A 26269-nucleotide genomic window follows, 5' to 3' on the forward strand; every position below is an offset into this window, starting at 1 on the left:
GGACAACAGGTAGACTCGACGCCATGGCCGCCCGCGACGAACACCCCGCCGACCAGCCCTCTTGCCCCTCCGCCAAGGGCGGCGGGCTGCTCCCGGGCGAGCTGCGCGCCTGGATGCTCCTGCTGGCCGCGACGGGCGCCGTGGAGCAGCGGCTGCGGTCGGTCGTGAAGAAGTCCCTCGACGTCTCGCACGACGAGTTCCTCATCCTGTGCCTGCTGGCCGAGCAGCCGCGGGGCGGCCTGCGCATGACCCGGATCGCGGAACTCCTCGGCCGCCCCAAGACCCGGCTCACCTACCAGATCGCCTGCCTCCAACGGACCGGCCTGGTCACCCGCGAGTCCGTGTGCGGGGACAAACGGGGCATCGAGGTGGCACTCACCGACAAGGCCCGGCGGCTGCTGCGGGAAGCCTCCGACACCCTCGCGCAGACGGTCCGGGAGGCGCTCTCCCGGTTCGTCGGCCCCGAGCAGCGTGAGGCGCTGTGCGCGCTGGTGCCCGACCTCGCCGACGAGCCACAGCAAGCACAAGAGGCGCAGGAAGCGCAGGAAGCATAGGAAATCGGCCCCTTGAGGACCTGAGCGGCTCAGGTCACAGCCGCAAGGAGGGAAACCTCACAAGCCGCAATCTGCCGTCACTCAGGGCTGCTGCCCTAGCATCCGAGCCATGACGGTCCTGCCTGACGACGGGCTCCCACTGGCCGCCGAGTTCCCTGACGCGACACACGAGCAGTGGCAACGCCTGGTCGAAGGTGTGCTGCGCAAGTCGGGCAAGGAAGTCTCGGGTACGGCAGCTGAGGACGCCCTGTCCACGACGCTCGAGGACGGGCTGCGCACCCGGCCCCTGTACACCGCGCGCGACGACGCGCCCGACCCTGGTCTGCCCGGCTTCGCCCCGTTCGTGCGCGGCGGCCGCCCCGAGGGCAACACCGCGGGCGGCTGGGACGTACGGCAGCGGCACGCGGCAGCGGCCGACGGTGCCGTCCTCACCGACCTGGAGAACGGGGTCACCTCGCTCTGGCTGCTCGTGGGCCAGGGCGGCATCCCGGTGTCCGGCATCGCACGCGCCCTCGACGGCGTCTACCTCGACCTGGCCCCGGTGGTCCTGGACGCCGGCCGTGACGTCGAGGCCGCAGCGGCCGAGCTGCTGCGGCTGTACGAGGACAAGGGCGTCGACCCGAAGGCCGTGCGCGGCAACCTGGGTGCGGATCCGCTCGGGTACGAGGCCCGCACCGGCACCCCGCTGGACTTCGCGCCCGTCGCGGCGCTCGCCGCACGCTCGGCCGAGCGGTATCCGGGCCTGCGCACGCTGACCGTGGACGCGCTGCCGTACCACGAGGCGGGCGGCTCGGCCGCGCAGGAGCTGGGCGCCTCCCTCGCCACCGGCGTGGCCTATCTGCGCGAGCTGACCGAGGCCGGCCTCACGGTCGAAGCGGCCACGGCGCAGCTGGAGTTCCGGTACGCGGCCACCGCCGACCAGTTCCTGACCATCGCCAAGCTGCGCGCGGCGCGCCGGCTGTGGGCGCGCATCGCCGAGGTGTCCGGGGCGCCCGGCGCGGGCGCGCAGGTGCAGCACGCGGTGACCTCGCCGGTGATGATGACCCGCCGCGACCCGTGGGTGAACATGCTCCGCACGACGGTCGCGACGCTGGCCGCCGGGGTCGGCGGTGCCGACTCGGTCACCGTGCTGCCGTTCGACCACGCGCTCGGCCTGCCGGACGCGTTCGCCCGCCGTATCGCCCGCAACACCTCCACGATCCTGGTCGAGGAGTCCCACCTGGCCCGGGTGATCGACCCGGCGGGCGGCTCCTGGTACGTCGAGCGGCTCACCGACGAACTCGCCCACGCGGCCTGGGAGTTCTTCCGAACCATCGAGCGCGACGGCGGCCAGGCGGCCGTGCTGCGCTCCGGCCGGATCCGTACGGACCTGGCGACGACCTGGGCCGAGCGCTCCAAGAAGCTCGCCAAGCGGCGCGAACCCATCACCGGTGTCAGCGAGTTCCCGCTGCTCGCCGAGAAGCCGGTGGAGCGCGAGCCTGCGCCCGAGCCGCCGTCCGGCGGGCTGCCCCGGGTGCGCCGGGACGAGGCGTACGAGGAGCTGCGCGCCCGCTCCGACGCCCACCTGACGGCGACCGGCTCCCGCCCCCGGGTCTTCCTGGCCACGATCGGCTCGGCCGCCGCGTACACCGCGCGTGCGACCTTCGCCGCCAACCTGTTCCAGGCGGGCGGCATCGAGCCGGTCACCGAGGGCACCTTCGAGGACAGCGGCGCCACCGAGGCCGTGCTGTGCTCCAGTGACGCGCTCTACGCCGAACAGGCCGAGCAGACAGCCGAGTCGCTGCGTGTCTCGGGTGCCCGTCATGTGTTCCTCGCGGGACGCCCGGCCGACCACGCCGGCATCGACTCGTACGTCTTCGCGGGCTGCGACGCCGTCGCCGTACTCTCCGCGACCCTCGACCGCATGGGAGTGTCCTGATGGGAATCCCCGACTTCTCCGGCATCGAGCTGGGGACCCCGGTCACCGAGGGCGGTGACGGGGAGTGGCACCGGGCCGCCGCCGAGGCGACCGGCGCCGCCGAGCCGCTGTGGGAGACCCCGGAGGGCATCGGGGTCAAGCCGCTGTACACCGGCCGTGACCTGGAGGGCCTGGACTTCCTCGGCACCTTCCCGGGCATGGCGCCGTATCTGCGCGGCCCGTACCCGACGATGTACGTCAACCAGCCCTGGACGATCCGCCAGTACGCGGGCTTCTCCACCGCCGAGGAGTCCAACGCGTTCTACCGGCGCAACCTCGCGGCCGGCCAGAAGGGCCTGTCGGTCGCCTTCGACCTGCCCACGCACCGGGGGTACGACAGCGACCACCCGCGCGTGACCGGCGACGTCGGCATGGCGGGCGTGGCGATCGACTCGATCTACGACATGCGGCAGCTGTTCGACGGAATCCCGCTGGACAAGATGACCGTGTCGATGACGATGAACGGCGCCGTGCTGCCGATCCTCGCGCTGTACATCGTGGCGGCGGAGGAGCAGGGCGTACCGCCCGAGAAGCTGGCCGGGACCATCCAGAACGACATCCTCAAGGAGTTCATGGTCCGCAACACCTACATCTATCCGCCGAAGCCGTCGATGCGGATCATCTCCGACATCTTCGCGTACACCTCGCAGCGGATGCCCCGCTACAACTCCATCTCGATCTCCGGGTACCACATCCAGGAGGCCGGAGCCACGGCCGACCTGGAGCTGGCCTACACCCTCGCCGACGGTGTCGAGTACATCCGCGCCGGGCGTGAAGCCGGCCTGGACGTGGACGCGTTCGCGCCCCGGCTCTCCTTCTTCTGGGCGATCGGCATGAACTTCTTCATGGAGATCGCCAAGCTGCGGGCGGCGCGGCTGCTGTGGGCCAAGCTGGTCTCCCAGTTCGAGCCGAAGAACTCCAAGTCCCTGTCCCTGCGCACGCATTCGCAGACCTCGGGCTGGTCGCTGACCGCGCAGGACGTGTTCAACAACGTCACGCGTACGTGCGTGGAGGCGATGGCGGCGACCCAGGGCCACACCCAGTCGCTGCACACCAACGCCCTGGACGAGGCGCTCGCGCTGCCGACCGACTTCTCGGCGCGCATCGCCCGCAACACCCAGCTGCTCATCCAGCAGGAGTCGGGCACCACCCGGGTCATCGACCCGTGGGGCGGCAGTGCGTACGTGGAGCGGCTCACGTACGACCTTGCCCGGAAGGCCTGGGCGCACATCCAGGAGGTCGAGCAGGCCGGCGGTATGGCGCAGGCCATCGACGCCGGTATTCCGAAGCTGCGCGTGGAGGAGGCGGCGGCCCGCACGCAGGCCCGCATCGACTCGGGGCGCCAGCCGGTCATCGGTGTCAACAAGTACCGCGTCGAGAGCGACGAGGCGATCGAGGTCCTCAAGGTCGACAACTCCTCGGTGCGCGCCCAGCAGATCGAGAAGCTGCGGCGGCTGCGGGCGGAGCGGGACGAGACCGCCTGCCGGGACGCGCTCGACGCACTCACCCGGGCCGCCGACGGCGACGGAAACCTGCTGGAGCTGGCCGTGCACGCGGCCCGCGCCAAGGCGACCGTCGGTGAGATCTCCGACGCCCTGGAGAAGGTGTACGGCCGGCACGCGAGCCAGATCCGTACGATCTCCGGCGTGTACCGCAACGAAGCAGGACAGTCCCCGTCCGTGGACCGCACCCGTGCCCTGGTGGACGCGTTCGAGGAGGCCGAGGGCCGTCGGCCGCGGATCCTGGTCGCCAAGATGGGCCAGGACGGCCACGACCGCGGCCAGAAGGTGATCGCCACCGGCTTCGCCGACCTCGGCTTCGACGTCGACGTCGGCCCGCTGTTCCAGACCCCGGAGGAGGTCGCCCGCCAGGCCGTCGAGGCGGACGTCCACGTGGTCGGCGTGTCCTCGCTGGCCGCCGGTCACCTCACCCTCGTACCGGCGCTGCGCGAGAAGCTCGCCGAGGAGGGCCGCGGGGACATCACCATCGTGGTCGGCGGGGTGATCCCGCCGCAGGACGTGCCGACCCTGCTGGAGATGGGCGCGGCGGCCGTGTTCCTGCCCGGGACGGTGATCCCGGACGCGGCATACGACCTGGTGCAGCGGCTGTCGGCCGACCTCGACCACGACCTCTGATCCGCATGGCAGCGATCGATCTCGACACGTATGTGAAGGGTGTGCTCGACGGGAAGCGGGCCCTGGTGGCCCGCGCCATCACGCTCGTCGAGTCCACCCGACCCCAGCACCGGGCGCTGGCACAGGAGTTGCTCACCGAGCTGCTTCCGCACAGCGGCCGGGCGCGGCGGATCGGCATCAGCGGGGTGCCGGGCGTGGGCAAGTCGACGTTCATCGACGCGTTCGGCACGCTGCTGACCTCGCAGGGGCACCGGGTGGCGGTGCTCGCCGTCGACCCCTCCTCCACCCGCACCGGAGGCTCCATCCTGGGCGACAAGACCCGGATGGAGCGCCTGGCGGTCGACCCGAACGCCTTTGTGCGCCCCTCCCCCAGCGCGGGCACGCTGGGCGGGGTGGCCAAGGCGACCCGCGAGTCCATGGTCGTGATGGAGGCGGCGGGCTACGACGTGATCCTCGTCGAGACCGTGGGGGTCGGCCAGTCGGAGACCGCGGTCGCGGGCATGGTCGACTCGTTCCTCCTGTTGACCCTGGCCCGCACCGGTGACCAGTTGCAGGGCATCAAGAAGGGCGTCCTGGAGCTGGCCGACGTGATCGCCGTCAACAAGGCGGACGGCCCGCACGAGCGCGACGCACAGGCGGCGGCACGGGAGCTGGCGGGCGCGCTGCGCCTGATGCACGGCAAGGACGCGTTCTGGGCTCCGCCGGTGCTCAGTTGCAGTGCCCGTGAGTCGACGGGCCTGGACGTGGTGTGGGAGCGCCTGGAACAGCACCGCACGCTGCTCGACTCCACCGGCCGGCTCGCCGCCAAGCGGCGGGACCAGCAGGTCGGCTGGACGTGGTCGATGGTCCGCGACGAACTGCTGGGCCGACTGCACGCGGACCCCGCGGTCCGCGAGGCCGCCCCCGTCCTCGAACAGCAGGTCAGAGACGGCTCGTTGACGGCGACCCTGGCCGCGGAACGCATCCTGCGGGCGTTCGGCGGAAAGTGAGCCGGGGTCCGCGGGCCGCCGGTTGCAACCTGGCTGTGCGCAACCTCTGCTGCGGCGTGCAGGAGGTCGCCGGGCCGGTGCTGTCACCGGTGGGGTGATCGCTGCGTCGGTCCGCAGATGCAGGTTCCGGGCCGGAGGGACGTCGGGGGCCTCGCGCGCCGGGACGAGCCGCCGCTCCGGCCTGCGCCCCGACTGCCCGAGGGCCGGGACCGGTTCGTGTGCCACGAGGGCGCTCATACTGTCCCCGAAGACCGGCCACGGGCGGTCCAGCACCGTGCGCAGGTCCTCGGCCGGACACGCGGCGAGCGCCGGTGACGTCGTCGAGGCAGGCGGCGGCCCTCCCCGTCACCTCGCCGTCGCGCTGTCCCGCCGTGTCGTCATCGTCGTCATCGAGGAGTCCCGGAGCCACCGTCACCGCGCGGCGCGATACGGAAGTCGAAGGCGAGCGTGCCGGGATCGAGGGCCGTCGCCCCTCCGTCGACGGTGAGCACCGCGCCGTTGACGTACGACGCGGCCGGGGACAGCAGCCAGCCGATCGTCTCCGCGATCTCGCGCGGCTCACCGGGCCGGCCCAGGGGCAGGTACCTGGTCGCCTCCTCATAGGCGGCCGCCACGCCGCCCCCCGGCAGCTCCGCTTCCTCGGCGAAGCGCGCCATGCGCCGGTCGGCCATCTCCGTCCGCACCCAGCCGGGGCACACGGTGTTGGCACGCACCCCCTGCCGCCCGTAGTCGACGGCGACGGAACGGCACAGCTGGAGCAGGGCCGCCTTGGACGTGGCGTAGGCGGCGTTGCTCGTGCCGTTGCGCAGGGCGGACACCGAGGCGACGGCGACCACCGACCCCTTGGACTCCAGCAGGTGCGGGATCGCCGCGCGCAGAAGCAGCAGCGGACCGGTGACGTTGGTGCGCATCACCTCGTCCCAGTCCTGCAGCGACATGTCGCCGACCGCCCCACCCCGCCCGATCCCCGCGTTGAGCACCAGCCCGTCGAGCCGTCCGTGCGCGGCGAGAGTCGCGCGGACGAGTCCGTCGGCCGCGTCCGGGTCCCCGACGTCGGACGGGTACGCGAGGGCCCCGGTCTCCCGTTCGACACGCTGCAAGGGTTCGGTCCGGCGGCCCGAGGCGACCACATGGTGCCCTCCCTCGCGCAACAGCCGGACGGTGGCCTCCCCGATGCCCGTACCTCCGCCGGTCACGATGACAACCCGCTTGTCCGTCATGGCAGTTCAGCCGCCCCTCCACCGAGATCACCGAGCACCCCCGAGCCTAGAGCCGGTGATCCGTCCCTGGCGACTTCAGGACAGGTCCTGGCGTACCGTCATACGCACGCGGCGGAGAACCGCCGCCCCACGGCACCAGCAGGAGGAGCAACCGCGTGACCAGTCGTGTCACCCTCGTCTCGCCGGCGATCACGCCGTCGCTGCGGCGCGCCCGCTTCGACGACGGTGACTCGATCGAGGCCGAGGGGGCCGCGCGGGCGAGAGCGGCGGCCGGGGCCCTGCCCGCCGCCGTCCGGGTCGTCGCCTCCCCCAGCGTGCGCTGCCGCGAGACGGCCTCGGCGCTCGGCCTCGACGCCTCGGCGGAACCGGACCTCGCGGGTCTGGACATGGGCAGGTGGCGGGGGCGGACGCTGGACGAGGTCGGCGCCGCCGAGCCCGAAGCGGTGGCCCGCTGGCTGGCCGATCCGGGCGCCGCGGCGCACGGCGGGGAGTCGGTGCGGCAGTTGTGCGCTCGGGTCGTGCGGTGGCTGGACGCGGAGCGCCTGGGAGACGGCAGGACCCTCGCCGTGGTGGAACCGGAGGTGGTACGGGCCGTGGTGGTGCAGGTGCTGGGCGCGCCCGAGGCCGCGTTCTGGCGCGTCGACGTCCCCCCGCTCACCGCGACGGAGGTCACCGGCCGCTCCGGCCGCTGGAACCTGCGCCTCGGACACGCCCTCGCCTCGTCGGGGGACGTGCCGGTGCACTGACACCGGTGCGTGCGGCCGGTGCTCAGCGGGTCTCCTCCCGGTGGCGGCGCAGGAGCGCCGCGATGGTGCAGCGCAGGCAGGCGGAGTCGGTGCCGTCATGGCCGGGGCACCCGACCAGGACTTCGAGCTCTTGCAGCAGTCTCGCGTCGCGCTTGACCTGCTGGGCGAGTACCCGTACCCGTGCGCTCTGGCCGCCGATCTGGCGTCGGCTCGCGACCAGTTGTTCGTACTCCTGCACGGTCAGGGCCACCGCCTCACGGCCGCCCAGGGTGATGTGGCGCGGCTGGGGATGTCTGGCCACTCGGCTCCTCCGCTCGTCGCGTCCGCCGGTGTCCCGGGAACGCGAGAGGACCCTCCGATGGTTCCGAAGGGCCCTCTTGTGTCCGGAAGTTTTCAGTGCGAGGCGGGAACCGTGCGACCGGACGTGGCTGCCGCGGGCTTGGGGTTCAGCAGGCGCTCGGCCAACTCGCCGAAGAGGAGACCGAATCCGGTCCACAGCACAGCCTGGATGGCCAGCGCAGACAGCCGGAACCGCCACAGCAGGGTGGCCGGGAAGTCCTTCGGCACCTCGTTGACGGCCGGCAGGAACTCGTACGCCAGCCCGATCACGACGGCGAAGGCGGCCACCGCGACCACGGTCGCCCACCAGGTGCCCAGTCCGGGCGCCAGCCGCTTGCCCAGGAGGGTGGCGGCGACCGCCAGCAGCACGCTGAGCAGCATCATCAGGAAGTACAGGGTCGTCCGCTTGCCGATGGTGTCGGCGTTGCCGACCGACGGCGGATTGGCCGGGTACTTCAGGAACGGCACGACGTACACGGCGAGCAGCGCGCAGCCCGACAGCAGCAGCGCCGTCGCACGCGGGCTGAAACGGCCCACCCGGCCCAGCGCGAAGCAGTACGCGAGCGCGGCGATGCCGCCGAAGGCGACCCCGTAGACGAGGACGCCGGTGGCGAGACCGGCGGTGGACTGCAGGGAGCGGGAGACGACTTCCATCTCGTGCTCGTGGGAGTGGGCCTCCTCGAAGCTGATCGCCTTGTCGACGTTCGGCTCACCGAGGAGGTAGGCGACGACCAGGGCGAGCACGCCGGCGGCCAGGCCGGCGAGCATGCCCCGTACGAGGAGATTTCTTACCGTTGCGGAGTTCATGGGTGTGCGGCGTCCCGCGTCAGTGGCAGGGGAAGCCGAGCAGGTGCCGGCCGTCGTGCACCCATTCGTGGACGTCCGTGCCGTTGAGCACGGAGGTGGCGCCCTGCTCGGCGCCGACGAAGTAGAGCAGGACCAGCATCAGGATGCCGAAGAAGACCGCCCAGGGAGCAATGGCCTTCAGCGGCAGCGTGGCGGGAACGACGGGGGTGGTGGCTGTCGGCTGGGCGACGGTCTGCGCCATGGCAGAACCTCCTCTGGGAGCTCGCGTCCCATCTCGGTGGTGCAGTGGACGACGGCCACGGGTCTGACTCACGAAACGCCCCAGGAGGCAACTCGCATACAGTGGCGCGACCGTGCCGGATTCCCACCGGCTTCCGTCTCGCCGTCGTCGATATCGGACAGACCGTACCGCGTGGCGCGTGCATGGCCAAGACCGCCTCGGCCGCCGTGACCTTCCTCTCCACCGTTTGACGAGCGTGAGTCAGGTCCGACGCCCGGGAAGGGTGGACTGGGCTGGGCTAAGCTGGCCGACGCAGCTGGTTCGCCCCGTCTTCCGGACGGGAGCGTCGTAAGAGGGAACCCGGTGGGAATCCGGGACTGCCCCGCAGCGGTGAGCGGGAACGACCGCCGTCATACGCACTGGGTCCGATGTACTGGGCCTGGGAAGCGACGGCCAGTAGGTGTCCTCCTCGGTGAGGACGTGCCCGCGAGTCCGAAGACCTGCCAACTGCCCGCGTGCGAACCACTCGTGCGCGGACATCCCGGTGACCTCGAGGGCGGGTCGGCGTACACACCGAACAGACGGCCATGGGCCGCTGCCGTCCGGTGCGTCACCCCTTCGCGCTCTCGTCCCGTTCCCGGGATCTCAGGGATTCATCTCGCGAAGGAGATCTCCGTGACCACCGAGTCCGCCGCCGCAGCAGCACGGGCCACCGTGTACGGCTACCCCCGCCAGGGCCCGAACCGGGAACTGAAGAAGGCGATCGAGGGCTACTGGAAGGGCCGCGTCACCGCCGACGCCCTCCGCACGACCGCCGCCGGACTGCGCCGCGCCACCTGGCGGCAGCTCGCCGAGGCGGGCATCGACGAAGTCCCGACCGGTGACTTCTCGTACTACGACCATGTGCTGGACACCACCGTCATGGTCGGCGCGGTCCCCGACCGCCACCGGGAGGCCGTCGCCGCCGACCCGCTGGCCGGCTACTTCGCCATGGCCCGCGGCACACAGGACGTCGCACCGCTGGAGATGACCAAGTGGTTCGACACCAACTACCACTATCTCGTCCCGGAACTGGGCCCGGACACGGTCTTCACCGCCGACTCCGCCAAGCAGGTCGCAGAGCTCGCAGAGGCCCTCGCCCTGGGTCTGACCGGCCGCCCGGTCCTCGTCGGCCCCGTCACCTACCTCCTGCTCGCCAAGCCCGCGCCCGGCGTCGCCGCCGGCTTCGACCCGCTCACCCTCCTCGACCGGCTGCTGCCCGTGTACGCCGAGGTCCTCGCCGACCTGCGCGCGGCAGGCGCACAGTGGGTGCAGCTGGACGAGCCCGCCCTCGTCCAGGACCGCACCCCGGCCGAACTGAACGCCGCAGCCCGCGCCTACCGTGATCTCGGTGGCCTCACGGACCGGCCGAGGCTGCTGGTGGCCTCCTACTTCGACCGCCTCGGCGAGGCGCTGCCGGTGCTCGCGGGCGCGCCGGTCGACGGACTCGCCCTCGACTTCACCGAGGCCGCCGCCGCCAACCTGGAGGCGCTGGCCGCCGTCGGCGGACTGCCCGGCAAGCGCCTGATCGCCGGAGTTGTCAACGGCCGCAACATCTGGGTCAACGACCTGGCCAAGTCACTGTCCACGCTCGGCACCCTGCTGGGCCTGGCCGGCCACGTCGACGTAGCGGCGTCCTGCTCCCTGCTCCACGTCCCCCTCGACGCGACCGCCGAGCGGGACACCGACCCGCAGATCCTGCGCTGGCTCGCCTTCGCCCGGCAGAAGACGGCGGAGATCGTCACCCTCGCCAAGGGCCTGGCCCGCGGCACCGAGGCCATCACCGCAGAACTGGCCGCGAACCGGGCCGATCTGGCCCTGCGCGCGTGCTCCCCCGTCACCCGCGACCCAGCCGTCCGCGCCCGCACCGCGGCCGTCACCGAAGCGGACGCCCACCGCTGCCAGCAGTACGCCGAACGCGCCGCCGCCCAGCGTGCCCACCTCGGCCTGCCCCTGCTGCCGACCACCACCATCGGTTCCTTCCCGCAGACCGGCGAACTGCGCACCGCCCGCGCCGACCTGCGCGCGGGCCGGATCGGCACGGCGGGCTACGAAGAACGCATCAAGGCGGAGATCCAGGAGGTGATCGCCTTCCAGGAGAAGGCCGGCCTGGACGTCCTGGTGCACGGCGAGGCCGAACGCAACGACATGGTCCAGTACTTCGCCGAACAGCTCGCCGGCTACCTCGCCACCCAGCACGGCTGGGTCCAGTCCTACGGCACCCGCTACGTCCGCCCGCCGATCCTCGCCGGCGACATCTCCCGCCCCGAACCGATGACCGTGCGCTGGACGACGTACGCCCAGTCCCTCACCGACCGCCCGGTCAAGGGCATGCTCACCGGTCCCGTCACCATGCTCGCGTGGTCCTTCGTCCGCGACGACCAGCCCCTCGCCGACACCGCCCGCCAGGTCGCCCTCGCCCTGCGCGACGAGGTGAACGATCTGGAGACGGCGGGCACTTCGGTGATCCAGGTGGACGAGCCCGCCCTGCGCGAGACCCTGCCTCTGCGCGCCGCCGACCGCGCCGCGTACCTGGAGTGGGCCACGGAAGCCTTCCGGCTGACCACCAGCGGCGTCCGGCCGGACACCCAGATCCACACCCACATGTGCTACGCCGAGTTCGGCGACATCGTCCAGGCCATCGACGACCTCGACGCCGACGTCATCAGCCTGGAGGCCGCCCGTTCGCACATGCAGGTCGCCCGCGAACTCGCCGCCCACGGCTACCCGCGCGAGGCGGGACCCGGCGTCTACGACATCCACTCGCCGCGTGTACCCGGCGCGGAGGAGGCGGCCGACCTGCTGCGCACCGGCCTGAAGGCGATCCCCGCCGAACGTCTGTGGGTCAACCCCGACTGCGGCCTGAAGACCCGCGGCTGGCCGGAAACCCGGGCCTCCCTGGAAACCCTGGTCACGGCTGCCCGCACGGTACGCGCGGAGCTGTAACAGGCCAGGGACTGCGCCGCTTTCCGGCGGCATCGGCAGGACGGCTCGCCCGAGGGCACGCCGTCCTGCCGCACACCGTCGGCTGTCGGAGGCGGGCCGCCGCCACGGTGCACAACAGCTCGATCGGCGGCCCGGGCAGGACGCAGGCGCCCTGTGGGCCAACGACATCACCGAGGTCCCGCCCGGCCGCGGCCGCCTGACCACCGCCGTATGCCCCCCGCGATCCCCCCATCCGCTCGGCCGGCATCCGACTTCAGTGACCAGTTGCATGGGGCGGAGCTTCACTCACCGGAAGGGAGCACGGCGCGCCGAACAGGTGGGCGAGTTTGACACGCGCCGCGTCCGCTTCCGGCACATCCAACTCGGCGTAGATGTCCAGTGACTGCTGCCAAGCCTCGCGGGCCGCGTCCAGGCGGCCCGCGACACGGTGCGCCTCGCCCAGCCGAGTGAGGCCCGCGGCCTGGGCGAATCGGTAGCCACCGGTGCCGAACAGGGTGACAGCCTGCTGATAGCAGGCGGCTGCCCGGCCGCAGTCGCCCAGCTGTTGGTGTGCGTAGCCGAGTATCTCCCAGGCGTACGCTTCAAACTCGCGTTCGCCCGGGCTCCGGCACAGCTCGATGGCTTCCTGACAGCACCTGATCGCCTGTTGTGGGTCGCCCGAGCGGGAGTGGTGGGAGCCGATCAGAGTGAGGGCCATCGCCTGCCCGACACGGTGACCACAGGCTCGTGCCAGTTCGAGAGCCCGCCGGGCGTGGGCGAGCCCGTCCCGGTGCCGATCCTGTTGCCCGCACATCCAGGAGAACAGGCAGCAGGCAAAGGACTGGCCCGCCTGGTCTCCCGTCTCCTGGTACAGAGCGAGGGAGCGCTCGGCGTACGTACGGGCCTCGTCGTAGAGCCCGATCTGGGTGTGGACGTGGCTGAGGCAGAAGTGAACGCGCGCTGCCCCGTTCCGGTCGCGCAGGCGCAGGGCTGCGGCCAGTGCCTCGCGCTGGGTGGTGATCTGGTCGTACCAACGCGCGCGACGGGACAGGAAGGCGAACAGCGCCAGCGGCAGGTCCCGGGCGTAGACGTCCAAGCCCACAGCTCCCGCATACGAGATGGCCGAGAGCAGCACCGGGTGCTCGGTCTCGCACCACGCCAGCGCCTGCTCACCGTCTGAAAGTCGCTCAGGAGTCGTCCCGGAGCGAGGCGGTGACACGGACAGGGAGAGCAGGTCCTGTACCGGGGACAGCAGTTGGTGGGCATCGTGAGCGGTATGCAGGTAATGATCCAGTACGCGCAGGATCGCGGAGCGACGCTCGGCCTCGCTGTCCAGACGCCGGCTCAGCTCGGTGGCATAGGCGCGCAGCAGATCGTGGAAGGCGTATCGGCCCGGAACGTGCTCGGCCAGCAGGCTCGCCCGGCTCAGTTCCCTCAGAGCGCGGCGCGCCTGGCCCGGTGTCACGGCGGCGAGGCTGGCCGCGGCGGGCAGCGAGATGTCCGGACCGGGATGCAGGCCCAGCAGCCGGAACATTCTCGCCGCCGGCTCGCTCAGGTGCCGGCACGACCAGGAGAACACCGCCTCCGCATTGGTGGCCGTGTCACCTCCGTCCAGGAGGTCCCATGGGCCGGCCGCCTCCCGCAACTCGTCCACCAGTGCGGAGAGGGGGAAGTTCGGTTGGGTCACCCCGCGAGACGCGGCGATCGACAGGGCCAAGGGGAGCCGTGCACACAACCGGACCAGCTCGCCGACCGCGTCAGGCGCTTGCGTCGTCCGCTCGGCCCCGAGACGGCACGCCAGTAGCTCATGCCCCTCGGCCTCGGTGAAGAGGTCCAAGGCAAGTCGCTGCGCGCCTTGAGCAGTGAGGCCGGACAACTGGTTGCGGCTGGTCACCAGCGCAAGACACGTCGGGCTGCCGGGCAGCAACGGACGCACGTGGTCGGCGTCGCGTGCGTTGTCCAACAGCACGAGTACCCGTCTGTCGGCCAGCAGGGACCGGTACAGGCCGACCTGTGCATCCAGGCTCGTCGGCATCCGCTCGACCGAGACCGCGAGGGCGTCCAGGAATCCACGGACCGCGTCGGCCGGCGCCATCGGCTGTCCGGACGGGTCGAAGCCGCGCAGGTTCACGTACAACTGCCCGTCGGGGAAGTGGTGCGCGACCTGATGCGCCCACCACACCGCCAGGGACGTCTTGCCGACCCCGGCTGTCCCGGTGATCGCGGAGATCGCGGAGATCGCGGAGATCACCGCTGTGCCCGGGGCAGCATCCTCATCGAGCAGCCTGCTCAGCATCGCCAACTCGGCCTGCCGGCCCACCAAGCGCGCCGTGGCCGGAGGCAACTGGCGCGGCACCGTCTGCCTCCGCTCCCCCGGCACACAGGTTGAGGAAGGACTCTGACCGTCGGCTGCACCTGATGAGGTCCTCTCGGCGACCGGTTGGCCGACCGGGACGGCTTGCGCCGATCGCCACAGCGCAAGCCAGCTGTCCATGTCGTACAGGCCGGGCGTGGACGGGCGCGGGTGCTTCTTCCTGGCCTCCGTGATCAGTACGGCAAGCACGGCGGCCAGCGGCTGGAACCGGGCCGGCACGTTGGCTCCGTTGCGCCAGTCGCTGATGCGCTGGCTCGAAACGCGCACCGGAGAGCCGCTGCTGGTGCGGCGACTCCACGACACGGCGGACGCCGCGACTCGCTGCAACGGTGGGCTGCCTGCCTGCTGACACAGCAGCCGCAACCGCGCCGCGAAGTCCCGCCGCCCCGTGGATGCCTCCTCAGCCCCTCCCATCCGCCCCACCGCCCTCGTGTACCGGCCGGTCCGGCACCGGACCGGCGAACCCACCCACTCGCCTCTGACCAGGCATTTCGTGCTCCGGCGCGTCTGTCGCAGCTTCCGGATGACTCACCCGCTCGGACACGGTCGGGGCGTCGGGCCGCCGCCCGGCATCCGCAGACCGAAACGGAGGGTGAAACCCATGCTCAGTACGGTGAAGACCAAGGCCGTGACCTTGGCGATCCTGGCCGCGCTCGCCGCCGGCGCCACGGCGACAGCCGCCTCGGCGCTCGCTTCCTCTTCGCACCATCCGCTGACGCAGACATCCGCAGCATCGCCGGCCTGGAACCACCTGCCCACGGACGAGCAGGGCGGGAAGTCGGAGATCATCAAGAGGGCCGTGCAGTTCATCAAGAACAACTGGCCCGCCATCTGGAAGACCCTGGTCGATGCCACCAGGAGCGGCCGGCAGACATTCCAGCAGGTGTGGAACGACCTGCCGACCTGGGTGAAGGCCGTCATCACCTGGGGGATCGACCCGGTCGACATCTACAACTGGATCCACGACCACCTGCTCAGCTAAGCGATGTCGGCCCTGTGGCGGGCGCAGCAGCAGCTCGCTCTCGCGCCCGCCACGGGACACGTTCCCCATGACATCCGCAGTCGATCCCACCCACCAGAGAACCACGATGCCCGAAGGCTTCCGATCCTCCTCCGCAGACCGCCGCCCCCACCCGATCCAGGTGATCAAGCCGACCCGAGGGACTCCTCATACTGTTGTCGCGATCGGCCTCGCTCTCCACGCGGCCCTGGCCGCCCTCTGCTACCGGTGGTCCCATGCCACTCCCGACCTGATCCCGAGGCTGACGATCCGCAGCGTTGCGGTCCTCGCGGTCTTCCGCTCCCTTGCTCACCTGCGCTGCCTGCGCACTCGCCCACCTCAGCCGTGAACCGGCACGCTTCCTGCTGAGAACGGGCCTCTGCCACATCCTCTTCAGCAACAGCAACAGCCCTCATGCTCCTCGCCACGACGAACCGAAGCCGACAAGATGCCTGAACATCACTCTCCCGTGCACACGAGATCCCGCAGTCAAGGACCGGTCACCGACTCGCGCCGACGCACACCGAGGAGATCACGACCGCCCTCGTCTCCCGGCAGGACGCAGGCGATTCCACGCCGCCGGACAAAGACCCCACCCTCACGGAAGCCGACCCGCGCCTCGGGACAGCACCGGATGTCGCGAACGTAGCCGGCCCACCCTCAGCGGCACATCGGCCACGAGCACCGCGCGGCCTCGACGCGCGTACCAGCCCACGCGAGGCACTGCCGGCGGCTCTGCCCGAACTGCTGCCGCTCGACGAGGCACGGCTCGCCGAATGCCGCGGTCCCGCCCCTCCTACCGGCAACCTCGGACCCGACGGCCTCCTGCTGGACACAGCCAGCGCTCCAGGCTGCCGGCAGAACGGGAGAAACACAGGTCAGGAGGCGTACGGGTACGCCGATACAGCCAGGCCGGCCAGGCCCGCGCCACCGACGCCCGCTTCGGGCCCGTGGTCGATCGGTGGTCCCAGCCCTGCGCGAGGCGGCGCACCAAGTGGGATCGACCTGCCAACGAGGATCCTTGCGACTTTGGCCCCAACCTGGTGGGCATGACGCACCCGGCTCTGTGACCGGCACAAGTTGAGCCCCCCCCCACGAATGCTGCGCCCCGCCGTCGGAGAAGGAAACGGGAAACAGCATCGATCGCCTTGTCCGTCCAGGAAGGATTGCCGCACGCTTTCGTGTAGCGCCAACCCAGCCAGGGCGTATGGGGCTTGGAGGTTTCCGTGCCACAGCCGTCCACTGAGTTCGGCGAGGAGCTGAGGAAACGGCGTCTGGAGGCCGGACTGAGCCTCACGGCCTTGTCCGGCGCCGTGCATTACAGCAAGGCGCAGTTGAGCAAAGTCGAGCGAGGTATCAAGGCACCCAGCCGTGATCTCGTTCGGCTGTGCGACGCCGCCCTCGGTGCCAACGGAGCGCTGATTGCCCTGGCCGCCCAGGCCGCTCCTGAGGCGCCCCCCGAACCAGCACCGGGCCAAGTCGACGAGGAGGACTGGATCATGCAATTGTCGCCGGACGGCCCGAATCGGTTCCAGCCCATGGGCCGACGAGAGGTGATGAGCGCCGGCGTCGCATCGCTGATGACATGGCGATCGGAGGGAACCGGCACGGCCTCCCCGATCGCGGGTGCCGGCATGCTGGAAGCCTCCCGCTCGCTGTTCACGCACTACCGGAGACTCGGCCAGACCGTGGAACCCGGTCTGCTCCTGCCTGTCCTGATCGCGCAGACGCATACTCTGCGCAAGTCCCTCATACCGCAGTGACCGACCGCCATTCGCGTTCAAGGATCGCGTGCACCACGGAGTCCCGCCACTTCCCGGCCTTCAGCACGTGTTCGCGGATCACTCCTTCTTCGACCATCCCAACTGCTGCCATGGTCATGGCCGACGCTTCGTTGAGGGGTGACCTCCCTCCCCAGACGCGGTGCAGGTCCAGGTCGTCGAACCCGACGCTCAGCAGCAACTGCACCGTCTCCCTGCCGTAGCCAACACCCCAAGACTGAGGGCACAGAGCAAAGCCCATGGTGGCTCCCCGCTGCTGGTGCGGGTCGGTGGCCAGGCGGCCGAAACCGATCAGCTCGGCTGTGTCTCGTTCGATGACGGCGAGCGCGTACTCGGTACGTGGGGTCGCGGTGGCGGCGGCAATGGACCGGGCCACGATCTGCGTGACCTGTTCGCGCGTACGCGGTTCGAAGGACAGGTGCTCCGTGGCCTCGGGGCTGCCGTAGATGGCGAGCACCGCATCCACGTCCTCCACGGTGAGTTCGCGCAGATCGAGGCGGGGGCCGGAGCGGCTGACCGGGTACATGCCCCCGGACTCTACCCGCGAGGCAGCGCCGGCCGATTCGCCGGGAACGCCTCGATCTCCGCACGGAGGTCCCGGGCGACGGAAGCCGTGCGCGCGGGGCTGTGCATCAGTGCCTGCCGGACGCGTTGCGCGGAGACGACGATGCCGTTGTTCCGGTGCGAGAGCGGCAGGTCCAGCACCGGGCGGATCGCCTCGGCCGTACCGTCCACATCGCCGGTAGGCGTAGGCGCGTTTGTCGTATCTGGTCGCGACCGCGCGGAACTGTTTCAGCTTGTTGATCGCCCGCTCGACAGTGTCGCGCTTGGCGTACCGCTCCTTGTCGAAGCCGGGTGGCCGGCCACCGGTGCTCCCGCGCCGCAGACGGCCGGCCGCTTGGTCGGCTTTCTCTGGGATGACGCGCCGGATCCCGCGTCAGGTAGGCGCGGGTGCGACGGTTGCTGTAGCCCTTGTCGGCGCTGACGCTGTCGGGTGTCGTGCGAGGCCGACCGGTGGCCAGGCGGGGCACCCGGATCCGTTCCATGACAGCTTCGAACTGGGTGCAGTCGGCCCGCTGACCGGGCGTCAGGACGAGCGAGAGCCCTTCGCCCTTGAACAGCAGCACCGGCGACGCGCAGTGTCCCCCAGTGCAGCGGCAGCCGCCCGCAGGTGCGCCTTTCGCCCTTGAACAGCAGGCTCGCAGCCTGCCCGCAGCCGCGCGAAGTCCGCAACCCCGGGCCCAGTGGCGCCCGCAGGAGCGCGCGCAAGACCGCCGCCATCTACCTTGCCGGACTCCACATCGCCGCCATCATCATCTGGTCGGCGCGAACGGTGACGGAGCCGGGGCTCGACGCTGCGGCCGGCACGGTCGCCGTCACCGCCGCGGAGTGTGTGCACGGAGTGCTGAGCATCATGTGCTTCCCGAGCGGGGACCAGGAACTCCGGTTCCCCCTCGTCGGGGAGCGGATCAGCACGGACCCGGACGACGACGAGTTCGGGGACGGGCCCATCACCTTCCGGGACGTCGTCAAGGAGGCGCCCACCGCGCGGACCTGGCTCGACATGTTCGAGATGTGTGTCGTCAGCGGGCATGTGTGGGACTGGGAGCGGGTCACCGGGCTGCTGCTGCGCGGCGACTACGCGCCCGCCATCCGTGACGGCGTGCCCTACAACCGGTACACCTCCGTCTCCGACCCCGCCGACCTCGCCGCCATGGACGCCCTGTGCCCCTATCTCACCGAGGCGGCCGGGCATCTGCCCCGCGACTGGCCTACGGTTCCGCTGCGCAAGCCGGACGCCGGGGAGCGCGCGGAGGCCGCCCGGCGGCTCGACGAGGTCGGCGACGCGCTGAGCGCGGACCAGCGGCTGCTCCGCGTACTCCTCGACGACGACCAGCACGCCTTCGAGGACGCCCTCGTCGCCCGGCTGGTCGCGTACCGGGAGAGCGTCGAGGCCGATGCCGGTGATCCCGCGCCCCGGTCCCTCCTCCCCCTCGGCACCCTCGCCCTGGCCTGCCTCGCCGTCCAGGTCCATGGGTGGGAACTCGGTGTCCGGTCCGGGTATCTGCCGTACGGTCTGCTGGGATCGCCGGACGCGCCGCGCCGGGCGGCGGAGGGGAACCGGAACAACTTGGGCTGCTGGGCCGCCAAGTAGGCCACCCGGGGTGCGGAAGTGGGCCTGGCCCGACATCCAGGACATCGTCGTGGAGACGGACTCGTCCCCACCGAGGCAGCGCGTACGTCTGTGCGATAGCCAAGGACGGAAGACCACCCTGCCCCACGTCGGCGAACGCCATCTGCCGGATCTCCACGCCCTGCGACCCCGGTAGCCCCGACGGCGCCGAGCCTCAGTCCGTGTCTTTCGCGATGATCCGAAAGACACGGCCTAGCCGAACACGCCGAGGCGGTCCAGGACCGAACTGCGTGGGTCCCGGACCGCCTTCCTATGCATCCGGCTACGAACTTGGCTCGCCCGGCCCCTCGGGTGCGGGGCCGACGCTGAACCGGTTGGGGTCGCCGTCCTGGAGGCAGAGCGATCTCCGCGTCTGTGGGGATAGCTCCAACGAGGACGGCCTCGTGTCAGCGTCGACCTCGTGGGCCCACGCACGCAGGGATAGCTCCCGCCACCGCCATCTCCAGGGGGCCTAATCCCTGTCGGCCCCGCGCAAGCGGAGGTGAGCCGCTTGCCGCGGAGGAACAAGGCCGACCTCCAGCGCACAGCCCAGCCCCGCCGCGCTGCCCTACGTCGAGTAGAACCGAAAGGGCATCCATCAGCCGTGGGAGTCCTCTGGGACTTTTCTGGGACTTCCGGCTTCATCAACCGGCACGAGCATGAAACGACTGAAAGACCATTCGCGCAGGTCAGCGACCAAATCCCCCTCATCGTGGCAGGTCACCGCGCTGGCTGCTCTCTTCCGGGACATCTGACCAGCAGGACTCAGTCGGTCTGCACTCAGCGTCGCCTGCCCTCGTCGCCCCATCGGTCTTTGCCGCCTTGACAGGGTCTGACCTGCCCGACAATGCGCCTGACACTCCACCAGAACGAGCGTCAAATGAGCGTCACGAGCGTCATTTCAGCGTCAAGATATCGCCCGTAACGCCCACAGTGCACATGACGCGCACCGACAAAACCGCAGATCAGGAGCCCTTGGCGGCCGGTTCAAGAATCGCCACACACTCCACATGATGCGTCATCGGAAACAGATCGAACGCCCGAAGCGTCCGCACCCGGTACCCGCCATCCCGGAAATACCCCAGATCCCGGGCCAGCGCAGCGGGATCGCAGGCCACGTAGGCGATTCTGCGGGCGCCGAGTGAGGTGAGGTGTTCGACCGTCTTGCGGCCGGCGCCCGCGCGTGGGGGGTCGAGGACGATGAGGTCGACCTCCGTGATGCCCGTGCGCGGGAGGACCGATTCGACCTTGCCCTGTTCGATGCGGACGCGGGGGAAGTCGGCGAGGTTGTGGCGGGCGTCCTCGACCGCGCGCTTGCCGGACTCGATGCCGAGCACCGCGCCCTTCTCGCCGAGGCGGTCCGCGAGGGCGCCGGCGAAGAGGCCGACGCCGCAGTAGAGGTCGAGGGCCATCTCGCCCTTGCGGGGCAGCAGGCCCTGCATGACGGCCTTGACCAGGGTGTCGGCGGCCTTCGGGTGGACCTGCCAGAAGCCGCCGCTGCCGACGCGGTAGGTGTGGTCGTCGGCGCGCTCACGCACGAAGGCGCGGCCGTGGACGCGGTGGATGCCGCCGTCCTTCTCGTCGACGCGCATGACCGAGACGGGCCTGTCGAGCTCGACGAGCGGCAGCCGGGCACCGGGGCGCGGCTCCAGGATCACCATGCGGTCCTGGGATCCCGTCGCGGCGATCGCCTCGACGGAGGCCATGCCGGACCAGTCCCGGTCCTCGATGCCGAGTTCGCTCACACCGGGCGCGGCGATCATGCAGTGGTCGATCGGTTCGACCTCGTGGGAGCGGTGGCGGCGCAGTCCGGCGTTGCCGTCGGCGTCCACCGCGTACTGCACGCGCGTCCGCCACTGCGGCACCTGACCCGCCGGGAGCTTGTCACCCTCGGCCGGCATCACGGTGCCGTCCCAGCCCGCCTCCTCGGGGGTGAGGCCCGCGAGCCGCTGGAGCTGCTCGGCGATCACCTCGCCCTTCAGCCGGCGCTGGGCACCCGGCTTGGCGTGCTGCCAGTCACAGCCGCCGCAGCGGCCGGGGCCGGCGAAGGGGCAGGGAGCCTCGACGCGGTCCTTGGAGGCCTCGAGGATCTCGACGGCGTCCGCGCGCAGGAAGCGGGCGCCCTCCTCCCCCTCCGTCACCCGGGCCACCACCCGCTCGCCGGGCAGCGCGTGCCGGACGAACAGCACCTGGCCCTCGGACGTACGGGCGATGCAGTGGCCGCCGTGGGCGACGGGGCCGATCTCGACCTCGTATTCCTCGCCCACCAGAGACTTTGTCGGTTCTGCCTGCATGGTGGGGTGACTCCAGATCGGGAAGAGAGACGGGGAACGGGGAAGAGAAGAGGCCGCAAACCGGTGGGCCTGACAACAGCCCACCAGTCTACGGCCTCCCCTGCGCGCCTCAGTCCTTCGTCGGCGACGGCTCCTTCGGACGCTCGACCGCCGGACCGCGCCGGACCGCGCCCGGCGCGCTCCACTCCTGCCGCCTGCGGGCCCGGTTGCGGGCCGCCTCGGAGGAGGCCAGCTGGTAGGGCACGGAGGTCACCATCACACCGGGCGTGAACAGCAGGCGGCCCTTCAGGCGCAGGGCGCTCTGGTTGTGCAGCAGATGCTCGTACCAGTGGCCGACCACGTACTCGGGGATGATCACCGAGATCGCGTCCCGCGGGGACTCCTTGCGCAGGCCCTTGACGTACTCGATCACCGGGCGGGTGACCTCGCGGAACGGGGAGTCGAGGACCTTCAGCGGTACGTCGATGCCGCGCCGCTCCCACTCCTCGCGCAGCGCCTTGTTCTCCGCCGGGTCGACGTTGACCGTGACCGCCTCCAGGGTGTCCGAGCGCATCAGCTTGGCGTAGGCCAGGGCACGCAGGGTGGGGCGGTGGATCTTGGAGATCAGGACGACCGAGTGGACGCGGGAGGGGCGGACGCTGTCGTCGCTCGGGCCTTCGGGAGCCGTGAGCTCCTCGGCGACGCCGTCGTAGTGCTTCCGGATCGCGGTCATCGTCGCGTAGAAGATGCACATGCCCAGCAGGGCGACCCAGGCGCCGTGCGTGAACTTGGTGACCAGGACGACGACCAGCACCAGGCCGGTGAAGAAGGCGCCGAAGGCGTTGATGGCGCGGGAGCGGACCATGTGGCGGCGCTTGGCGGGGTCCTCCTCGACGGCCAGGTGGCGGTTCCAGTGCCGGACCATGCCGATCTGGCTGAGCGTGAAGGACACGAACACGCCGACGATGTACAGCTGGATCAGGCGGGTCGAGTCGGCGCCGTAGATCACGGTCAGCAGGGTCGCCGCGCCCGCGAGCAGCACGATGCCGTTGGAGAAGGCGAGGCGGTCGCCGCGGGTGTGCAGCTGGCGCGGGAGGTAGCGGTCCTGGGCGAGGATCGAGCCGAGCAGCGGGAAGCCGTTGTACGCCGTGTTCGCCGCGAGGAACAGGACCAGGGCGGTGGCGGCCGCGAGCACGATGAACAGGAAGCTGCCCTTGCCGAACACCGCCTCGGCGACCTGGGAGATCACCGGGTTCTGGACATAGCCGGAGCCGAGCGGGACGCCGTTGTGGATCAGGTCGGTGGCCGGGTTCTCGGCCATGCGGACCTTGGTGGTCATGGCGAGGACGATGATGCCGCAGAACATGGTGACGGCCAGCAGGCCCATCATCGCGAGCGTGGTCGCCGCGTTCTTCGACTTGGGCTTGCGGAAGGCCGGGACGCCGTTGGAGATGGCCTCCACACCGGTGAGTGCGGCACAGCCGGAGGAGAAGGCCCGCAGCAGCAGGAAGACCAGGGCGAAGCCCGCGAGGCCCTGGTGCTCGGCCTTGATGTGGTAGTCGGCCGTCGGGGCGTGCATGGTGTCGCCGAGGACCAGGCCACGGAAGGCACCCCACGCGATCATGATGAAGACGCCGCCGACGAAGACGTACGTCGGGATCGCGAAGAGCTTGCCGGACTCCTTCACGCCGCGCAGGTTCATCAGGGTCAGCAGGACGATCACGACGACCGCGCACAGCACCTTGTGCTCGACCACGAAGGGGACCGCGGAGCCGAGGTTCTCGATGCCGGAGGCGATGGAGACGGCGACGGTCAGGACGTAGTCGACGAGCAACGCGCTGGCCACGGTGAGGCCGGCCCTGGGGCCGAGGTTGGTGGTGGCCACCTCGTAGTCGCCACCGCCGCTCGGGTAGGCGTGCACGTTCTGCCGGTAGGAGGCGACGACCGTGAACATCAGCACGACGACCGCGACGGCGATCCAGGGGCTGAAGTGGTAGGCCGACACGCCCGCGATGGACAGGACCAGCAGCACCTCCCCCGGCGCGTAGGCGACGGAGGACAGCGGGTCGGAGGCGAAGACGGGGAGGGCGATGCGCTTCGGCAGGAGCGTCTCGCCCAGCCGGTCACTGCGCAGTGCGCGCCCGATCAGGATCCGTTTGGGCACGTCGGTCAGTTTGGACACGACAGAGGATCGTAAGCCTTCGAACAGGCAACCGCCCACCCGGGACCCGTGTTCTGCCTCACGAGTGAAATCACAGGCGCCCTGGACTGCGGATTCCGTGGTCCGCGCGCCCTGCGTGTCTAGATGGCAGACCCCGCCTGTCACCGCCCTTCGGAGGTTCCATGCCCGCGACCGCAGAGCTGATCGGGGCGACCGTCGCCCTCCTCTGCCTCGGAATCCTGACCCTGTGCAGCGTGCGCAGCATCACGCGGCGGCGGATGCCGGCCGCGGTGATCCAGGAAACCCCGGCACAGGGGTGCCCGCCCCGAAGCGCACGTGTGTAGCTTTGGGCGTCGGTCTGAGACCCTGATGCTGAGCAGTAACTTTTTGGACACCGGAAGGACGGTCGTGCACATCGTCATCATGGGCTGCGGAAGAGTGGGTTCCGCTCTTGCCCAGACCCTGGAGCAACAGGGGCACACGGTCGCTGTGATCGACCAGGACCCCACCGCCTTCCGCCGGCTGGGCCCGGGATTCGGCGGCCGCCGGGTCACCGGCGTCGGCTTCGACCAGGACACCCTGCGCGAGGCGGGCATCGAGGAGGCAGGCGCCTTCGCCGCCGTCTCCAGCGGTGACAACTCGAACATCATCTCCGCGCGCGTGGCCCGCGAGATGTTCGGCGTGGAGAACGTGGCCGCCCGTATCTACGACCCCCGCCGCGCCGAGGTCTACCAGCGCCTGGGCATCCCGACCGTGGCCACGGTCCGCTGGACCGCCGACCAGATGCTGCGCCGCCTGCTGCCCTCGGGCGCCGAGCCGCTGTGGCGCGATCCCACCGGCGGTGTCCAGCTCGCCGAGGTGCACGCCTCCCCGAAGTGGGTCGGCCACAAGATCAGCAAGCTGCAGGACGAGACGGGCGTCCGCGTGGCGTTCCTGACCCGCCTGGGCGAGGCGATCCTGCCCACCTCCCAGACGGTGCTGCAGGAGGGCGACCTCGTACACGTGATGATGCGGCCGGACGACGTCGACAAGGTCGAGGCGGCGTTCGCCACCGGCCCGGAAGAGGAGGGCGGTCACTGATGAGGGTCGCCATTGCCGGAGCCGGCGCCGTCGGCCGCTCGATCGCGGGCGAGCTGCTGGAGAACGGCCACGAGGTCCTGCTCATCGACAAGGCCCCGACCGCCATCTCGGTGGAGCGGGTGCCGCAGGCGGAGTGGCTGCTGGCCGACGCCTGTGAGATCACGTCCCTGGACGAGGCAGCGCTCCAGCGCTGCAACGTCGCGATCGCCGCGACCGGCGACGACAAGGTCAACCTGGTCGTCTCGCTGCTCGCGAAGACGGAGTACGGCGTTCCGCGCGTCGTCGCCCGCGTGAACAACCCCAAGAACGAGTGGCTGTTCAACGAGTCCTGGGGCGTCGACGTGGCCGTCTCCACCCCGCGTCTGATGTCCGCCCTGGTCGAGGAGGCGGTGAGCGTCGGCGACCTGGTCCGCCTGCTCCGCTTCAGCCACGGGGACGCCAACCTCGTGGAGCTGACCCTGCCCGAGGAGTCGGCCCTGGCCGGCACCCAGGTCGGCGACGTGGAGTGGCCCGAGGACACCTCCCTGGTCACGATCATCCGCGGCACCCGCGTCCTGACCCCCTCCAAGGAGGACTCCCTGGAGCCGGGCGACGAACTCCTCTTCGTGGCCGCACAGGCCCGGGAGGAGCAGTTGGAGGAGCTGCTGTCGGTGCGTCGGGAAAGCTGATCCCACGAGAAGGGGCGCCCTTGCTGCCAAGGGCGCCCCTTCTCGTCGTACGACGGCTGTCTACGCCTCCCGGCGGTGCCGTCCGCCCGTCGGCTCGCCACCCTCGGCGGCCAGCGCGGCCTCGCGCTCCTTCTCGGCCTTCTCCTCCGCTTCCATCTCGGCGAAGACGTCGATCGGCGCGGGCGCCTTCGCCAGGAAGACCCAGGTGAGCCAGACCGCCAGCAGGAACGGCGGGATCTTCAGCGCGACCAGTACCCAGCCGAGCTTGGTGGTGTCGGACCACCAGTACAGCGGGAAGAGGATCGCGCACTTGGCGAGCAGGATCAGGCCCCAGGCCCAACTGGCCTTCGCGTAGGCCTTCTTCCGGCCGGGGTTGCGGGTGCGCCAGGAGAGGTTCTCCTTGAAGACCGGGCCGAGGATCAGGCCGATCAGGGGCACGCCGGCGAGGGTCGTGATGATGTAGGCCAGCGCCAGGCCCAGCGTGTAGAGCATGCCGGGGAGGTAGAAGTCCTTGGCGTTGCCCGTGAACATCGCGAACACGACACCGAAGGCCACGCCGAAGACACCGCTGAAGGCGTGTTTGACGGTGTCCTTGCGCACCAGCCGGACGACGACCAGCACCAGGGACAGGGCCAGCGCGGCGATCGCCGAGATGTGCAGGTCCTTGTTGACCGTGAAGATCGCGACGAAGAGGAGACCGGGCAGGACCGTCTCGACCATGCCGCGGACACCGCCGAACGCCTCGAACAGCGCGGCCTCGGTGACCGCGCGGGCGTCGTCCGACCGAGTCTGTTCGCTGTCTTCGGTCGGCTTGTCGAGGGACGTCAC

21 protein-coding genes, 1 pseudogene and 2 riboswitches are annotated in these 26269 nt (G+C 70.6%); of the genes and pseudogenes, 11 read left to right on the forward strand and 11 right to left on the reverse strand.

The genetic code is table 11. The features are described 5' to 3' along the window. Positions 1 to 23: 23 nt before the first annotated feature. The 4 genes from AQI88_RS26890 (at position 24) to meaB (ending at position 5635) form a co-directional block, all read left to right on the forward strand. Entirely contained in the window at positions 24 to 554 is a 531-nt protein-coding gene (locus tag AQI88_RS26890; RefSeq protein ID WP_067004006.1) for a MarR family winged helix-turn-helix transcriptional regulator, read from the forward strand. 109 nt (positions 555 to 663) lie between these two features. After that, a complete protein-coding gene (locus tag AQI88_RS26895) occupies positions 664 to 2472 on the forward strand; it encodes a methylmalonyl-CoA mutase subunit beta (RefSeq protein ID WP_067004008.1) in 1809 nt (602 codons plus the stop codon). Beyond that, a complete protein-coding gene (scpA, locus tag AQI88_RS26900) occupies positions 2472 to 4646 on the forward strand; it encodes a methylmalonyl-CoA mutase (RefSeq protein WP_067004011.1) in 2175 nt (724 codons plus the stop codon). Before AQI88_RS26895 ends, scpA begins: the two co-directional genes overlap by 1 nt. A gap of 5 nt (positions 4647 to 4651) precedes the next feature. Beyond that, a complete protein-coding gene (gene meaB / locus AQI88_RS26905; RefSeq protein ID WP_067004013.1) occupies positions 4652 to 5635 on the forward strand; it encodes a methylmalonyl Co-A mutase-associated GTPase MeaB in 984 nt (327 codons plus the stop codon). A 386-nt stretch (positions 5636 to 6021) separates the two neighbouring features. On the opposite strand, the gene AQI88_RS26910 is transcribed toward meaB, so the two are convergent. Beyond that, complete coding sequence (locus AQI88_RS26910; protein ID WP_067004015.1) at positions 6022 to 6855, reverse strand: SDR family NAD(P)-dependent oxidoreductase; 834 nt, start codon at positions 6853 to 6855, stop codon at positions 6022 to 6024. 155 nt (positions 6856 to 7010) lie between these two features. On the opposite strand from AQI88_RS26910, the gene AQI88_RS26915 reads away from it, so the two are divergent. Continuing rightward, complete coding sequence (locus tag AQI88_RS26915) at positions 7011 to 7601, forward strand: histidine phosphatase family protein (protein ID WP_067004017.1); 591 nt, start codon at positions 7011 to 7013, stop codon at positions 7599 to 7601. Positions 7602 to 7623: 22 nt separating this feature from the next. On the opposite strand, the gene AQI88_RS26920 is transcribed toward AQI88_RS26915, so the two are convergent. The 3 genes from AQI88_RS26920 to AQI88_RS26930 form a co-directional block, all read right to left on the reverse strand. Next, positions 7624 to 7902 carry a hypothetical protein gene (locus AQI88_RS26920; protein WP_067004019.1) on the reverse strand — a complete coding sequence of 93 codons (279 nt, stop codon included), beginning with the start codon at positions 7900 to 7902 and terminating at the stop codon, positions 7624 to 7626. Positions 7903 to 7994: 92 nt separating this feature from the next. Continuing rightward, entirely contained in the window at positions 7995 to 8747 is a 753-nt protein-coding gene (locus AQI88_RS26925) for a CbtA family protein (RefSeq protein ID WP_067004021.1), read from the reverse strand. Positions 8748 to 8766: 19 nt separating this feature from the next. Next, positions 8767 to 8988, reverse strand: a complete 222-nt coding sequence (locus tag AQI88_RS26930; RefSeq protein ID WP_067004023.1) for a CbtB domain-containing protein — start codon at positions 8986 to 8988, stop codon at positions 8767 to 8769. Between the two features lie 36 nt (positions 8989 to 9024). Next, positions 9025 to 9170: riboswitch (cobalamin riboswitch) on the reverse strand. A 97-nt stretch (positions 9171 to 9267) separates the two neighbouring features. Further along, positions 9268 to 9489, forward strand: a riboswitch (cobalamin riboswitch). 153 nt (positions 9490 to 9642) lie between these two features. Here AQI88_RS26930 and metE point away from each other — a divergent pair. Further along, a complete protein-coding gene (gene metE / locus AQI88_RS26935; RefSeq protein WP_067004025.1) occupies positions 9643 to 11952 on the forward strand; it encodes a 5-methyltetrahydropteroyltriglutamate--homocysteine S-methyltransferase in 2310 nt (769 codons plus the stop codon). Between the two features lie 253 nt (positions 11953 to 12205). On the opposite strand, the gene AQI88_RS26940 is transcribed toward metE, so the two are convergent. Further along, complete coding sequence (locus AQI88_RS26940) at positions 12206 to 14572, reverse strand: ATP-binding protein (protein ID WP_159050401.1); 2367 nt, start codon at positions 14570 to 14572, stop codon at positions 12206 to 12208. 334 nt (positions 14573 to 14906) lie between these two features. Between AQI88_RS26940 and AQI88_RS26945 the strand changes: the two genes are divergently transcribed. Next, complete coding sequence (locus AQI88_RS26945; RefSeq protein WP_067004029.1) at positions 14907 to 15287, forward strand: hypothetical protein; 381 nt, start codon at positions 14907 to 14909, stop codon at positions 15285 to 15287. Between the two features lie 1244 nt (positions 15288 to 16531). Further along, on the forward strand, positions 16532 to 17068 hold the full coding sequence (locus tag AQI88_RS26950; RefSeq protein ID WP_244184342.1) for a helix-turn-helix domain-containing protein: 537 nt from the start codon (positions 16532 to 16534) through the stop codon (positions 17066 to 17068). On the opposite strand, the gene AQI88_RS26955 is transcribed toward AQI88_RS26950, so the two are convergent. The 3 genes and pseudogenes from AQI88_RS26955 to AQI88_RS49115 form a co-directional block, all read right to left on the reverse strand. Next, positions 17055 to 17612 carry a GNAT family N-acetyltransferase gene (locus tag AQI88_RS26955; protein ID WP_067004031.1) on the reverse strand — a complete coding sequence of 186 codons (558 nt, stop codon included), beginning with the start codon at positions 17610 to 17612 and terminating at the stop codon, positions 17055 to 17057. The two genes, AQI88_RS26950 and AQI88_RS26955, sit on opposite strands and share 14 nt — an antisense overlap. A gap of 11 nt (positions 17613 to 17623) precedes the next feature. Then, a complete protein-coding gene (locus tag AQI88_RS26960) occupies positions 17624 to 17821 on the reverse strand; it encodes a hypothetical protein (RefSeq protein WP_067004033.1) in 198 nt (65 codons plus the stop codon). A 260-nt stretch (positions 17822 to 18081) separates the two neighbouring features. Continuing rightward, a pseudogene (locus AQI88_RS49115) lies at positions 18082 to 18213 on the reverse strand (hypothetical protein); the annotation flags it as partial. A 59-nt stretch (positions 18214 to 18272) separates the two neighbouring features. Between AQI88_RS49115 and AQI88_RS26965 the strand changes: the two are divergent. Then, on the forward strand, positions 18273 to 19241 hold the full coding sequence (locus tag AQI88_RS26965; RefSeq protein ID WP_244184343.1) for an immunity 49 family protein: 969 nt from the start codon (positions 18273 to 18275) through the stop codon (positions 19239 to 19241). A gap of 983 nt (positions 19242 to 20224) precedes the next feature. Here the strand turns inward: AQI88_RS26965 and AQI88_RS26970 are convergent. Continuing rightward, entirely contained in the window at positions 20225 to 21553 is a 1329-nt protein-coding gene (locus AQI88_RS26970; RefSeq protein WP_067004035.1) for a class I SAM-dependent RNA methyltransferase, read from the reverse strand. A 109-nt stretch (positions 21554 to 21662) separates the two neighbouring features. Then, positions 21663 to 23714 (reverse strand): APC family permease, encoded by a 2052-nt coding sequence (locus AQI88_RS26975; protein ID WP_067004037.1) that lies wholly within the window; start codon positions 23712 to 23714, stop codon positions 21663 to 21665. 387 nt (positions 23715 to 24101) lie between these two features. Here AQI88_RS26975 and AQI88_RS26980 point away from each other — a divergent pair, with 387 nt between their 5' ends. Together AQI88_RS26980 and AQI88_RS26985 are read left to right on the forward strand one after the other, a co-directional pair. Then, complete coding sequence (locus AQI88_RS26980) at positions 24102 to 24773, forward strand: potassium channel family protein (RefSeq protein ID WP_067004039.1); 672 nt, start codon at positions 24102 to 24104, stop codon at positions 24771 to 24773. Then, positions 24773 to 25441, forward strand: coding sequence for a potassium channel family protein (locus AQI88_RS26985; protein ID WP_067004041.1), 669 nt, complete (start codon positions 24773 to 24775; stop codon positions 25439 to 25441). Before AQI88_RS26980 ends, AQI88_RS26985 begins: the two co-directional genes overlap by 1 nt. Before the next feature lie 60 nt (positions 25442 to 25501). Here AQI88_RS26985 and AQI88_RS26990 read toward each other — a convergent pair whose 3' ends face one another. Further along, positions 25502 to 26269, reverse strand: coding sequence for a DUF3159 domain-containing protein (locus AQI88_RS26990; protein WP_067004042.1), 768 nt, complete (start codon positions 26267 to 26269; stop codon positions 25502 to 25504).

The organism is Streptomyces cellostaticus, from assembly GCF_001513965.1.
Taxonomy (GTDB): Bacteria; Actinomycetota; Actinomycetes; order Streptomycetales; family Streptomycetaceae; genus Streptomyces; species Streptomyces cellostaticus.